At 56.3% G+C, this 14,260-nt stretch carries 11 protein-coding genes; 7 read left to right on the top strand and 4 right to left on the bottom strand.

The genetic code is table 11. The features are described from left to right. Positions 1–669: 669 nt before the first annotated feature. Positions 670–1,119 (top strand): hypothetical protein, encoded by a 450-nt coding sequence (locus SMB34_RS09930; protein WP_233421754.1) that lies wholly within the window; start codon positions 670–672, stop codon positions 1,117–1,119. Positions 1,120–1,201: 82 nt separating this feature from the next. Here the strand turns inward: SMB34_RS09930 and upp are convergent, their stop codons facing one another. Continuing rightward, positions 1,202–1,852, bottom strand: a complete 651-nt coding sequence (upp, locus tag SMB34_RS09925) for a uracil phosphoribosyltransferase (protein ID WP_007092206.1) — start codon at positions 1,850–1,852, stop codon at positions 1,202–1,204. A 222-nt stretch (positions 1,853–2,074) separates the two neighbouring features. Further along, on the bottom strand, positions 2,075–3,163 hold the full coding sequence (locus SMB34_RS09920) for an SPOR domain-containing protein (RefSeq protein ID WP_037989658.1): 1,089 nt from the start codon (positions 3,161–3,163) through the stop codon (positions 2,075–2,077). Between the two features lie 701 nt (positions 3,164–3,864). Here SMB34_RS09920 and SMB34_RS09915 point away from each other — a divergent pair. After that, positions 3,865–6,150, top strand: a complete 2,286-nt coding sequence (locus SMB34_RS09915; RefSeq protein ID WP_240478799.1) for a methyl-accepting chemotaxis protein — start codon at positions 3,865–3,867, stop codon at positions 6,148–6,150. Between the two features lie 82 nt (positions 6,151–6,232). Here the strand turns inward: SMB34_RS09915 and SMB34_RS09910 are convergent, their stop codons facing one another. After that, positions 6,233–6,535: a cupin domain-containing protein gene (locus SMB34_RS09910; RefSeq protein ID WP_007092203.1), complete on the bottom strand. Its 303-nt coding sequence runs from the start codon at positions 6,533–6,535 to the stop codon at positions 6,233–6,235. Between the two features lie 99 nt (positions 6,536–6,634). Further along, positions 6,635–9,262, bottom strand: a complete 2,628-nt coding sequence (gene pepN / locus SMB34_RS09905) for an aminopeptidase N (protein WP_037989654.1) — start codon at positions 9,260–9,262, stop codon at positions 6,635–6,637. A 421-nt stretch (positions 9,263–9,683) separates the two neighbouring features. Here pepN and SMB34_RS09900 point away from each other — a divergent pair, with 421 nt between their 5' ends. The 5 genes from SMB34_RS09900 (at position 9,684) to SMB34_RS09880 (ending at position 14,238) form a co-directional block, all read left to right on the top strand. Then, a complete protein-coding gene (locus SMB34_RS09900; protein ID WP_037989652.1) occupies positions 9,684–10,355 on the top strand; it encodes a response regulator in 672 nt (223 codons plus the stop codon). Between the two features lie 133 nt (positions 10,356–10,488). Then, entirely contained in the window at positions 10,489–11,271 is a 783-nt protein-coding gene (locus tag SMB34_RS09895) for an outer membrane protein (protein ID WP_037989651.1), read from the top strand. A gap of 172 nt (positions 11,272–11,443) precedes the next feature. After that, on the top strand, positions 11,444–12,616 hold the full coding sequence (locus tag SMB34_RS09890; protein WP_037989648.1) for an AI-2E family transporter: 1,173 nt from the start codon (positions 11,444–11,446) through the stop codon (positions 12,614–12,616). A gap of 57 nt (positions 12,617–12,673) precedes the next feature. After that, on the top strand, positions 12,674–13,528 hold the full coding sequence (locus tag SMB34_RS09885; protein WP_037989645.1) for an AraC family transcriptional regulator: 855 nt from the start codon (positions 12,674–12,676) through the stop codon (positions 13,526–13,528). 95 nt (positions 13,529–13,623) lie between these two features. Next, a complete protein-coding gene (locus SMB34_RS09880) occupies positions 13,624–14,238 on the top strand; it encodes a LysE family translocator (RefSeq protein ID WP_156962661.1) in 615 nt (204 codons plus the stop codon). Positions 14,239–14,260 lie beyond the last annotated feature (22 nt).

Raw genomic sequence — 14,260 nt, 5'->3', positions numbered from 1 at the left:
CTCCAGGATGCACAGACTTTTGCGCCATAACGCTGCCCGCGCATCCCTTCCTACTGATCAACAATGTCAAAGAACTCTAGAGCCGTAGCCCTTCACCTTCCGGTCCGCGTCGCCGTCTCCTTGGCGCCGCACCCCGTCGGTGGAGGCGGGTTATAGGGCCCCTCGCCAAACCTGTAAACACCTTTTTCGAGAAAAAATGCATTTCGACGTCTTTTTTATCGAAATCCATTAAATTCAACGACTTAGTATTTTACGCTTTACCAACCGTGGCAACAAGTCCACGGCGGGCCTCGGACTTTAAGTTGAATAATCGCAAATCCGTCTGGCAAAATACGGCGCAAGTCGGCCATTCAGACCGCAAGAAAAACCCGAAATCCGAATAATGATTCGCCGTCTGGTCCGCTTTTTATCCGGGTTCGACCAAATTACCCCCCTGTCCCGATCCACTTTCTTGATACGGATCAGATGATCGATGGCAATTTTGATGCTTTATATATGGTGTTTGCGGTGCAATGATCGCTTGCAGGAAAACCGGACGGGACACGCAATATTGCCAATTGGTCTTTGAAAAGATGGACAAAAGGCAATATGTGAACCTTTCCTTTACATAATGACCTGATTATGGGGCGAGATAACAGTGCCTGAACGGCATTAGGGGACCGAAGGAAGATGATGAGACTGCGACATTCATTTATTTGTGCAGCCGCACTGGCAAGCCTTGCGCTTGCGGGGTGCTCCGGTTCGAACCTTGTTCCGAATACTTCGTCAAACAACGGGTCGGATAGCAAGGGCGGCGGTCAGCCGATCCCGTCCTTTACCCAGTTCACCGACATTCCGATGCCGTCCAATTCCTCGCTGGATATGGATCGCAGCATCATTTTCGGGGCATCCGATGCGTGGCACGGGCGTCTTGTGATCAATGCCGGTGGCACACCCGCCCAGATGTATGATTTCTATGAACGTGAAATGCCCAATTTCGGTTGGAGCAAGGTCACCGTGGTCCGCGCCGATATATCGGTGATGGTTTATGACCGCGAAAGCCGCGTTGCCACGATCAAGCTGCAAGGCGGATCGTTTGCCGGATCAACGGTTGATATCACGGTATCGCCAAAAGGCTGATCACGGCACCGACGAAATCCGAATAGATCAGACGAAAGGGCGCCGACGGCGCCCTTTCGTATTACGGTATCATGCGATCAGATCAGCGGGTGCCAAACAGACGGTCGCCGGCATCGCCAAGGCCCGGCACGATATAGGCCTTTTCATTCAGCTTCTCGTCAAGGCCCGCAGTATAGACCGGTACATTCGGATGCGCATCATGGAAGACCTTGACCCCTTCGGGGGCCGCGACCAGCGCCATGAAGCGAATGTCTTCATCCTTCACGCCATATTTGTTCAGCGTATCAACTGCCGCCACTGCCGAATTCCCGGTTGCCAGCATCGGATCGACCAGAATGAAGGTCCGGCCTTCGACTTCGGGCAGCTTCACCAGATATTCGACCGGCATGTGGGTTTCGGGATCACGATACAGGCCGATATGGCCGATGCGCGCGGACGGCATCAGTTCGATCAGACCATCGGCCATACCAAGACCGGCCCGCAGGATCGGCACGACGGCCAGTTTGCGGCCCTGGATCATCGGTGCCTTCATCGGGCAGATCGGGGTGACGATATCCTCATAGCTGACCGGCAATTCGCGGGTGATCTCGTAGCCCATCAGCAGCGCAATTTCCTTCAGCAGCTGGCGGAAGGTCTTGGTCGAGGTATCAACCTTGCGCATATGCGTCAGTTTGTGCTGGATCAGCGGGTGATCGAGAATATGAAGATTGGGAAAATCGTTCTGTGTGGTCATGTTTCTGCCAACCATCCTGATGTGCAAAGCTGCCCGCGTGGCACGTCACGGCTTTGCTTTCCGAAAAACTCTGGCGTACCGCCTAAAGCCTTTGCCCTGTGAAGGCAAGTAGAATGCCGCAAAGATGGCGCAAAAACAAACCCGTTCATCAGAAAACAGAAAGGGCCGATGCAGCATCTGCACCGGCCCCGGTATCATATTGAGCGACACTATATATATGTGTCAGTTGACTTCGCGGTCATTGGGCTCGGCCCGGACCGGGAAACCGTCAAGATTCTGGTCCTTCTTGACCGCACTTGCCTTGTCGCGCGCTTCCTTCATGGTCGTAAATCTGCCAACCCGGACATAATACCAGGTGGCATCCCCTTCGGGGCCACGGGCGACAACCGCGACCTCAAGGCCAAGCTTTCGCAATTCTTCGGCGCGCTGGCTGGCATTTTCATGCACCTTGAAGGCCCCCACCTGAACCGAGAACGGGGCGGCCGCCCCGGACGCGGTTGCTTTGGGCGCAGACGTCGCTGCCGGTTCGGTTTTCTTGGCAACCGTCGTGTTTTCCGCCGCGGCGGCCGGGGCTTCGGGGACCGCGGGTGCCGCCGGTGCGGATGTGGATGCGGATGTGGTTTCTGATGACTTGGCTGCGGCATCATCGGATGATTTGATTTCCGGTGCCTGAAGCTTGCGCGGGGCATTCGCGCCCTGATCGGCCTGTTCCGCACGGGCCGCCGCCTTTTCGGCGTCGCTCATTTCCGGGGCGACCGGGGCATCATTTGCGTCGGTCGTACCTTCATTGGCCGCCTCACCGTTTTCTGCGGTATTGCCCGCATCCTCGCCCTCGATCACGGCACTGCGTTCGGCAATCAGATCCCCCACCGGATCATCGGTCGCAGCCGGTGCCGCCGGGGTTGAGGATGACGTCTCAGTCCCCGACAGAGTACCGGCATCGGGCATTTCGGCTGTCGGTGCCGGGTTTGATGTCGGACTTTCGGGCAGGGTTGCCAGAATTTCGGCCTGCCCTGCCGGTTTTTCGTTGGCTGCCATCTGTTCGTCAGGGTCCATGAACAGCCCAGCGCCGACCAGCATGCCGACAAAGAACAAGACCAGACCGAGCATGCCGGCACCGGTTGCGAGACCCAGTAAGGTTTTGCGATCCATTTCTGCTATCCGCCCATTTTGTGACTGTCGATGACGCCCGCCGTCCTCACCATGGCCATTGCGGCCATAAATAAACGCCGGTAAGGGCGCGTCTTTCTGCGGTTCCGGTTTCGGGTCCGCATGCAGGTCGGTGCGGTTGTTTTCGTCTTCACCAGCCATTTTCTGCCGGTCCTTTACGACTGATTATCTGTAAATATCGCGCGTATCCGTCATGGCGATTGAACCCCGCCACAGGCTACCCTGCTTCTTTTAGGGCACAGGCCGTTTATAAAACGCTAAAAACGCAGGCCCGGTCGCACCCAAAATCGCGCGCCGATATGCAGATTGCAGATGTCATGAAACTTTGGCGATTTCAAAGCACGGATGTCGCAAAACCGGCCAGCAGGACAAAAAAAGGGAGGCTGGTATATAGCCCGGAATTGTCCCGCACAATTTCCGGATACCAGCCCCCTCGAGTGAGAGAGATCGACCTTCGGGGAGAGAGAGTCCCGAAGAACAGTGACCATCAGGTACGCCATGTCAGCCTGATGGCCCGTCGCAAACGACGTTGCCGTCTGCATTTGACAAACACAGTCATAGAGCATCAGAAATCTAATTGCAAACGATTATCACACTCGTTCGCAAGTTTTTTTGTGTTTTTTCAATAGCCATTCGAAACTCACGGGATTCCCGGCCCCGATTTCGCGCCCGTCACGAATATATAGAATACTGTATACCGCGAAAAACATGGGGTTTGGGGCAATAGCGCTATTGTGTTTGCCGCCAAGCTCTGTTTGGATCAAACCAATTACCCCCCAAGAGGTAGACCGGGAACGAAGCACCAAAAGAACCATAAAAAAACTGGCTCTGGAGTGTAATGAATGACGGGAGACAAAGCCGCGAAGACGGCTATTGCAGGGGGCGCTACGGGCCTCCTGACGTTACGACGCATCCTGCTTGTAACAGGTTTGCTTTTATCGGGTGCAGTCACATGGATGTTGCTGTGGACCGGTGACACCTATCGGAACTTTGCCGTTGATACGCTGAACAATTCGGTCGGCGGCACAGTCAATTTCTTTGTCCGTTCACGCGTGGCACAGGATTACGCAGACAAGGTCACACCGATTGTCAATGAATGGTCGCGCCTTGGCAGTCTGGTCAAAAGCTATCAGGATAACGATCAGGCCCGCATGAAGGCCGAACTTAACATCCTTTCCAATGCCAGCCAGGTCGTTCAGGGCGAACTGGTTCTGGTCGAAACCATCGCCTATGACACCGATTTCAACCAGCTTGCAACCTCGGATGCCAATCTGGGGGCCAGTGTCACCGATGATGCGGCGGTGATGGATTACCTTAAAACACGCGACAAGGCCGATGCCCGCAAACCGGTGACCTATATGTGGGCAACCCCAACCGGCAAACCGGTTTTCAGCACCATCGTTCCGGTTGGCGGTTTTCGTGCTGTCGGCTTTATGGAAGTCATCACCGATCCCCTGCCTACCCTTACAGGTATCGGCAAGGTGCTTGGCGGTAATTTCCGCATTCTTGGCAGCGACGGCAATGTGCTGTTTGAAAGCCTTGAAGACGGGGAAGCCAGCGAAGGCGGCGAAGCCCTGGACCCAACGGCCGATAGCGAAGCCCCTGCCCCGGCGGAAGCAAAACCCACCGAAGCAGCGGGCGGCACCCATCGTGCCACGGTCGATATCGAAATCGGCAATGACCGTGGTGGGGTTTGGGCCACCGCCACGTTTGATCGCGATATTACCGACTTCTATTCCCAGACCGACGATCTTCGAACGCTCTCGATCGAAATTCTGGTCGCCGTCCTTCTGGTTGGCTGGATCGCTGGCTGGATATTGCTCAGAACCACGGTATTTCGCAATCTGCGCGCCTTTGCCGGGGCAATGACATCAATCTCGAACGGGGATACCAATGTCCGTCTGCCCCGTGTCGGGTCCGATGAAATCGGCGAAATGCGCAAGGCCCTTGTCGGCCTGCGCGAAGCCGTGCGTCAGGCCATGATCCTGCAAAACATGGTCGAAAATACCCCGACCATGACCGCCCTGATCACGCCTGAAGGCGAACTGACATATCTTAATGCCAGTGCGCAAACCTATGTCGGTGGCGATGCCAGATCGGTTTCGGGCGATTTCCTCAAGGTCGGTGCGGAATTCCAGAAACGACTTTCCAACCCGGCCAACCTGCCCTTTACCGAGGTGGTCAAAACCGAACGCGATCATCTTGAACTTCTGGCAGCCCCGGTGCGCGACAAGGACAATGTCCTTGTGGGCACCATGCTGGCATGGAACGTGGTGACCGAACGCGAAGAAAGCCGCATCGCGGTCAGTGAAATGATGGCCGAGGTCGCCCGCGTTGCGCAATCGGTCACCGAACAGTCCGAAGGGCTTCTTGGCCTTGCCCGCGATCTGACCAGCCAGTCGGAAAACACGGTCGATCAGTCAGGCAGCGCGCTTGACGTCTCGCGCGAGGCGGCAAGCAACACCCAGAACGTCGCCACCGCGGTCGAGCAACTTTCATCCTCGATTGCCGAAATCAACCGTCAGGCATCCGAGGCCGCAAACGTGACCAACCGGGCACGCACCGAGGCAGAGGAAAGCCAGCGCAATATCGTCTCGCTTGAAAAGGCAAGCTCGGAAATCGGATCGATCATTGATCTGATCAACGATATCGCGCATCGCACCAAGCTTCTGTCGCTTAATGCGACCATCGAAGCCGAACGTGCGGGCGAACTGGGGCGCGGCTTTGCCGTTGTCGCAAACGAAGTCAAATCGCTTGCCGATCAGACCGCGAGTGCGACCGGCCAGATAGGCGATCTGACTACTGCAATCCAGCAGGAAGTCCAGAAAGCCGCCCATTCCATCAGCACGGTGGGCGACGTTATTCATCAGGTCAACGACATACAGTCGACCATCACCCATTCGGTGGATGAACAGCGCCGCGCGACCAGCGAGATTTCAGAAAACGTGCAACGCATTGCATCAGGCGCCGGATCGATGGACCAGATGATCCGGTTCGTGAATGACGGTGCACAAAGCACGGGCCGCTCGGCCCATGACCTCAACACTGCCAGCCGCGAACTTTCCGATATGGCACGCAATCTTTCCGAACGCATGAAGGAATTCAGCGAACGGATGAAACTGACCTGATCGTACCTGCCTGAAACAGGCCAAGACGAGAAAGGCGGCACATATCGCGTGCCGCCTTTCGCGTTTTCCACTGGTCGCCTGTTTAAGCCAGCGGTTCAGGATCAAGCAATATGAACGATCCGCGGCAACCGGGCAAAATGCGGTGCCGAACCCCGCGTGGGATCAGGTGAAAATCACCAGCCTTAAGGTGCATCGGCACCTGATCAAGCTCCAGCACCAGTTCACCCTCCAGCATCAGGATCGCTTCATCCCAATCCGAATGCATTTCCTCGGCAAGGCCGACGGCATCTGCCTTGAAAAGTTTCATCCGGACACAGCCAAAATCGGCAAGAACCCGGCCCTTCCATCCGTCGGAAAGCTGTGCTGCAACGGCGGCCAAATTCATATTCTATCCCTTTCCATTCGCAACAACCCCCATCGCAAATCATGCATATCGGGCGCATGGGCCTTATGAAGAAAGGCGTTCACGCAATGACCCACGGCCTCATACCGCCCGCGATTTCGATGCGATTTCATACAGATCGCGGGAAATGTCCGGTTTGGCGAGGATACGATCAAGGGCAGCCTTCATCAGGCCGGCCCGCGCCTCGTCATATTTCGCCCATTTGCCAAGCGGTGCGCAAAGCCGTGCCGCGACCTGCGGGTTGATATCGTCAAGCTCGATCAGGCGGTCGGTATAAAACGCATATCCGCTGCCATCCGCCGCGTGGAAGTGGCGCGGGTTGGCCATGGCAAACGCCCCGATAAGCGATCTGACCTTGTTCGGGTTGCGCATGGTAAAGAGCGGATGGCTCATAAGGTCCTTCACGCGTGCCAGCGTATCATCGCGTGATGACATCGCCTGCAGGCCGAACCATTTATCCATCACCACGGTATCCTTGCCAAAGCGCGCCTCGAAATCAGAAAGCGCCTCGGCCCGGCCCGGATGATCCAGATGGTTCAGCACCGAAAGGGCCGCCATCCGATCCGTCATGTTATCGGCCGTGCGATATTGCTCGGCTGCCAGATCGGCAAATTCGCCCTCTCCGCTTGCCACCAGATAGGAAAGTGCGGTTGCGCGTAACGCCCGCTGCCCGGCCGATTCCGCGTCCGGGGTAAAGGCCGCGTTTGACGCGTTCTGGTGATAGGCATTGCCAAATTCGGCCCGCAAATCCGATCCGATACGCTTGCGCAACGCATTGCGCACCTGATGGATCGCGTCCGGGTTGGCGGGTTTGCGCTGCTCCGAAAGGAATTCTTCCCCCGGCAGGACAAGCGCATCGGCGCGAAACGCCTTATCAAGATCGTCATTGATCAGGGTCGCACGCATCGCCGCCACAAATTCGGTCACATCGCCCAATGCCGCGTCCGCATCGCCACCATTCTTTTCAAACTCGGCAATGGCCGAAAGCATCAACGCAGTCGCATATTTCTGCCCTGCTTCCCAGCGATTGAACGCATCGCTGTCATGCCCCATCAGGAACACAAGCTCCTCATGCCGCTGTTCGGTCGCGATATTGACGGGGGCGGAAAAACCACGGTTGAACGAAACCACCGGCACCTGATCGATATTATCAAACACGAATGTCTGTTCGGCCTCGGTCAGTTGCACGGTGCGCGAAACAAGCTCCCTTCCATCCCGGCCCAGAAGGCCAATCGCAATTGGCATATGAAGCGCAACCTTGTCCGGCTGCCCCGGTGTCGGTGCGGTTTTCTGGGAAACCGTCAGGCGGAACTGCTTGGCCTCCGCATCATGTTCACCGCGCCAGCTAAGGCTCGGCGTGCCTGCCTGCGAATACCAGATTTTAAGCTGGCTCAGGTCCACATCATTGGCATCTTCCATCGCCTTGGCAAAATCATCGCAGGTCACGGCCTGCCCGTCATGGCGATCGAAATAAAGATCAATCCCCTTGCGATAGCCCTCTGCGCCCAACAGGGTATGCATCATGCGGATCAACTCCGCGCCCTTTTCATAGACCGTCGCGGTATAGAAATTGTTGATTTCCATATAGCTGTCCGGGCGCACCGGGTGGGCCAACGGCCCGCCATCCTCGGGGAACTGGCGCGCACGAAGTTGGGCTACATCCTTGATGCGCTGCACCGGGCGGGACCGCTGATCAGCCGAAAATTCCTGATCGCGGAAAACCGTCAGGCCTTCTTTGAGGGACAACTGGAACCAGTCCCGGCACGTCACCCGGTTGCCCGACCAGTTGTGGAAATATTCATGCGCAACAATCGATTCGATCAGCTCATAATCCGTATCGGTCGCGGTATCGGGCTTGGCCAGGATGTATTTGGCGTTAAACACATTCAGGCTCTTGTTTTCCATCGCCCCCATATTGAAGTCGGAAACCGCGACGATATTGAAAAGGTCCAGATCGTATTCGAGGCCATAAACCTCCTCATCCCACTTCATCGACCGTTTCAAACTGTCCATCGCGTAATCGCAACGGTCTTCATTGCCATGTTCGACAAAAATGCGCAGCGCAACATCGCGCCCCGACATGGTCTTGAAGCTGTCCTCGACACAGGCCAAGTCCCCCGCCACCAGCGCAAAAAGATAACTCGGCTTCGGGAACGGATCTTCCCACACCGCAAAATGCCGGTTGCCGTCAAGATCACCGCTATCGATCAGATTGCCGTTGGATAACAGAACCGGGCAGCTCGCCTTGTCGGCATGGATCGTGACTTTATAGGTCGCCATCACATCCGGGCGATCCGGGAAATAGGTGATGCGACGGAATCCTTCCGCCTCGCACTGCGTACAGAACGCGCTTTGCGACACATAAAGCCCTTCAAGCCGCGTATTGGCCGCGGGCGATATCTGGGTTTCGATATCCACCACAAATGTCTCGCCCGGCGCGCTAAAGCTTAAGCCCGATGGATCGACACTATATTCATCAACACCAAGCCTGCGATCATCAACCGCAATCGACACCAGCTTCATGTCTTCGCCGTCAAGATGGACCATGTCGCCGCCGCCGGTCCCGCGAACAGGATTCGCATGCACGAACAGCCGCGATTTCACATTTGTAACATCCCGATCAAGCTCGAACACCAGTTCGACCTTCTCGACCAGAAAGGCCGGTGCGGTGTAATCTTCGCGGCGGATGACTTGCGGTTGATCAGACATCAGACAGTCCTTTTTCCCTTGGTCTGCGCGGCGTTGCCGGTGATTGTATAAAATCGCCAATGTTGCAGCGCGGCGCAGTTCTTCAAAACTGAATTTCGTTCATTAACCCAACAGATAAGGTAAATTTCACTTTCCGACAAATGCAGAGTTTACGAGCCCGATTTTAGTCGTCATAATCATCAGTGGTGGCGCGAGGGGGGCCGAAGTTTCACATTTCGTGGGGCGAGAGTGATCTTTGGTTTCCCTCACTCCTTTCTGCAAGCGCAGCAAGGACGCATCAGGGTCGCACCACACCAGACAAACAATGTCATCCCGGTTTATCGTCCCCTCACCTTAATATTATCGTGAGACGCCGTTAAAAAAATAACGGGATGGAATAATCGCGACCTTTCAAGGGAAATGACTTCCGGGGAAATCGCCAATGGCTGACAGCTTCCAGATTCTGATCGCAGACGACCACCCGCTTGTGCGTGGTGCCCTCAAACAGGCCCTGTCATCAGAATTGGAAAACGTCACGCTGTATGAAGCCGGAAGCCTGTCTGAAGCCATCGAACAGATCGAAGCCCATGGCGGCGATATCGACCTTGTCCTGCTGGACCTGCACATGCCCGGCATGAACGGCTTTACCGGCCTGTTCACCTTACGCGCTTCCTATCCCGACATCCCGGTTTCCATCGTCTCGGCCAGTCAGGAACTGCCGGTTGTCAGACGTTCGATTGAATATGGCGCATCGGCCTTCGTTCCGAAATCGGCACCGGTTGATCAGATCGGAACGGCCATCCGCACCGTTCTGAACGGTGATATGTGGATGCCCGACTGGGCGCGTGACGCGATTGAAAACGGCCCGGCCGATGACGAAGCCACCGGCCTTGCCGAAAAAATCGGCCAGCTGACGCCACAGCAATTGCGCGTGCTCAACATGCTGACCGAAGGCAAACTGAACAAACAGATCGCCTACGAGCTTGACGTGACCGAAGCCACCGTAAAGGCCCATGTTTCTGCCATCCTGCGCAAACTCTCGGTCCATAGCCGCACACAGGCCGTCATCATGGCCCGCGAACTGCAATTGCAGGAACCGGCCATCGACGCCTGACGGGACTCTGCGCAAATCCCCTGACAAGATATTGCTATTTCAAGTTGAATATGGCTATGTTATTGAATAATCATTCATTATTCACCTCGTCGCCCGGTCGACAGACTGCGATAGCAAACAGAGCCCCAAAATCATGCGCTTTCCTCTAAAATCACGTATTTCGTGTGCCGGTATCGCAGCCGTCATCCTGTGTGCCGCTGCCTCCCACGCCTCTGCTGAAACAGACTGGTCGGGCTTTTATGGCGGCCTGGCACTTGGCGGCGCATATAGTGCGGCAAAGCCTGACACCGACGTGCTGTATACCGGCTATTTCACGGACAATGGCACCGCAAGTGACAGATCACAACTGACCCCGATCCTCAATGAAACGATCGAGGGTTTTGACGTCACCGGCTCTGCCCTGTTCGGATACGACCATCAGGACCGTAATATGATTTACGGGGTGGAAGGCGATCTGACATTCATGCCGTTTTCTGAATCAGAAAGCCATGGCCGGACAACATATGATACGTCTCCGGCCAACAGCTTCACGTCCCAAACCACCGTTGAATCGGATTTCACCTTTAGCATCCGCCCCAAAATCGGCTATGCGACCGGGGGATGGCAGGTCTATTTCGCGGCGGGTCCATCAATCAGTCGGTTTAAAACCACACATAAATTCACCGATACTTTTGGTACAGGCACAAATCATACATTTACCGATACGAAAACGGCATTCGGCGTGTCGGGCAGCATCGGGGCCGGGTACCTGATCGGCAATGGCTGGTCGCTTCGCGGGGACTATGTCCTGACCTATTTCCCGTCCATTGTAGACGGCGACAGAGACATTGGCCAAGGCGGTCCTGCCTCAGACCTTTCTTATGATGGCGACTTCCAGTCACACAATGTCCGCTTTGCATTGATCAAACGCTTCTGATCTTCTGACATATGTCTGGCTCAAAACGGCGTCCAATTCGGGCGCCGTTTTGCTTTACCAGCCCACTTACATTCATCCCGGCGGAACATCACCCTGTCACAAGACGTTAAAGTCAGGTCACCCTCCTGCCGCCTGCATCATGCCCGGCAGAATCCCGCCCGGAGCAGATTGCATGACCGATCCGATCAAGGCATCCGACACCCCCGCCATTGAAAGCGGTGCTGCGGATGCCCCTACCGAAATCGATGAAGCCGAACAAAGAATGTTAAGCGCGCGCGCACGCGCCTATCGCCGGGCGCGCACGGTATCGGTGATCGGCACCTTCGTCATTCTGGCCTTTGGCTGTTTTTACATCGCCCAAAGCCTGATTTTACCTGTCATTCTGGCCTTCCTGCTGGCGCTGGTATTCTCGCCTGTGGTGCGCACACTGGCGCGCTATCGCATCCCGCAAAGCCTGACCGCGCTTGCGATTGTCCTGACCCTGACCGCATCGGTGCTTGCCGGGATTTATGGCCTCAGCGAACCGGTATCAAAATGGATCGATGACGCCCCCAAAATCGAACGTCAGTTGCGCCTGCGTCTGGCCGATCTTGGCGGGCCGCTTGAAAAACTGCGCGATGTGCAAAAGCAGGTCGAAGAAGCCACCAACCAGAATGATCAGGCCGACACGCAAAAGGTCGTCGTGCAGGAACCCACCATGATCAGCCAGGCCGCCCGGGGCGCACCGGAAATTGTTGCCGGTATTGCGCTCATGCTCGTGCTACTGCTGTTCATTCTCTCGTCGGGGGATATGGTCTATGAAAAAATGGTCCGCGCCCTGCCAACCTTTGGCGACCGGCGAAAGGGTCTGCGCATCGCGCACGATATCGAACGCGAAGTCTCGCGCTATCTGCTGACCATATCGGCAATCAATATCGGGCTTGGCATCATCATCGGAAGCCTCCTTGCCATTGTTGGCATGCCCAATCCGGTTTTATGGGGCATTGTCGCCGCGATCCTCAATTTCGTGCCGCTTCTGGGGGCGGTTGTCGGCATCGGCATTGTCGGCATGGTCGCACTGGTTTCCATGCCGACCACAACCGCGGCCCTGCTGCCACCCGCGATCTATCTCGCCTGCACCGCGCTTGAAGGCCAGTTTCTCACCCCGGCCCTTGTCGGCAACCGGCTGCGCATCAATTCGGTCGCAATCATCCTCGCCATTGCGTTCTGGGGCTGGATATGGGGCTTCATCGGTGTGCTTGTCGCCGTCCCGCTTCTGATCGTCATGAGCGTCTTTGCCAAACATGTCGAAGGATTGGGGGGCTTACGCGAAATGCTCGGCCCCAACAACAATAACGGCAACTGATTTCGACCCGATGGCAACCCGATTGCGAAATAACGCAAAAACTGCCAGTCTTCTGGCATGTCAGACGCATCAAACGAACCGTTTCGCATCCTGTCTCATGACTGCACCGGGGTCGAGGCTATCATGGCCAGGACACGCCACAGCTTTGCCAGACACAGCCATGAACAGTTCGGCATCGGCTTCATGTTTGAGGGCGCACAGAAATCGCTTTCGGGGCGTGGCATGGTCGAAGCCGGGGCGGGCAACATCATCACGGTCAATCCGCGCGAAGTCCATGACGGCACACCGATTGGCCAAAGCCCGCGTGGCTGGAACATGCTCTATTTCGACCCGGACCTGATCAGTTACGCCGCCCACGACATGACAGACGGCAAATCAGGCGAATACGAATTCACCAACCCGGTCATGACATCCCCCGATGTCGCAAATTGCTTTGCCGCCCTTTTTAACGCCATCACTCAGGGCAACAGCCAGACCGCAGCCCTCCGGCGCGAAGAAATGCTGTTTCTTCTGCTCCATCACGCGATCATTGTGCCCGGAATCAAACCGGGCCAATCCGACCCTGCCCGCAATCAGGCCCCCAACCGAGCAGATCAAAACATCGCGCGCGCCAAGGCCATGATTGACGATGCCCCGGACGAAAATCTCTCGCTTGCCGATCTCGCCAATACCGCCGGGCTCAGCCGCTTTCAGACCGTCCGCCATTTCACCCGCGCGACGGGGCTTACCCCACATGCCTATATCATCCAGCGCCGCCTCGACCTCGCTCGCCGCCTGATTGCGACGGGAACAGCACTTGCCGACGTCGCCGCCACCGCAGGCTTTGCCGATCAAAGCCACATGAACCGGCATTTCATCCGCGCCTATGGCCTGTCACCGGGGCGCTATGCCAAAGCAGTACGGGCAAACTGATCCATTTCCGGCCTGCAATTCCGTTCAAGAATACCGGATCAAAAGGCGCTTAACTGGGCTGATCAGGTCAAACCACAAAACGGAACCACGCTATCATGATCAGCCCCGACTATCTCCTGACCTCGCTTATTGTCGTCCTGCTGCCCGGCACGGGGGTGATCTATACCCTTGCCATCGGGCTGGGTCGCGGGATGCGCGCCAGCATCTGGGCGGCATTCGGCTGCACGCTCGGCATCCTACCCGCCATGGGCGCAAGCATCCTTGGCCTCGCGGCCCTGCTGCACACAAGCGCCCTTGCCTTTGAAATCCTGCGCTACCTCGGCGTCGCGTGGCTGCTTTACATGGCGTGGGGCATGTGGCGCGGCACGGGTGCGATGAAAGTCACCGCCAAATCCGATCCGGTCCATGCCACCAAAATCATCCGCGACGGCATCCTGCTCAACGCGCTCAACCCGAAACTCTCGCTCTTCTTCCTGGCCTTCCTGCCGCAATTCATAACCACCAACGCGACTGGAACCACCGCGCAAATGACCCTGCTCGGCCTGATCTTCATGGCAATCACCTTCGCAGTGTTCATCCTCTACGGCTTCTTCGCCAGCACCCTGCGCCGCCACGTCATCGAACGGCCAAGGATCATGAACTGGCTGGGGAAAAGCTTTGCCGGGGTGTTTGTGCTGCTTGGTGCCAAATTGGCATTTACTCAAAAATAAACCGCCTCCAACAAGTCTATAA

The organism is Thalassospira permensis NBRC 106175, from assembly GCF_000714555.1.
In the GTDB taxonomy this organism is placed as follows: Bacteria; Pseudomonadota; Alphaproteobacteria; order Rhodospirillales; family Thalassospiraceae; genus Thalassospira; species Thalassospira xiamenensis.
The sequence above is the reverse complement of the archived record's forward strand: the minus strand, read 5'-3'. Positions and strand labels throughout refer to the sequence as shown.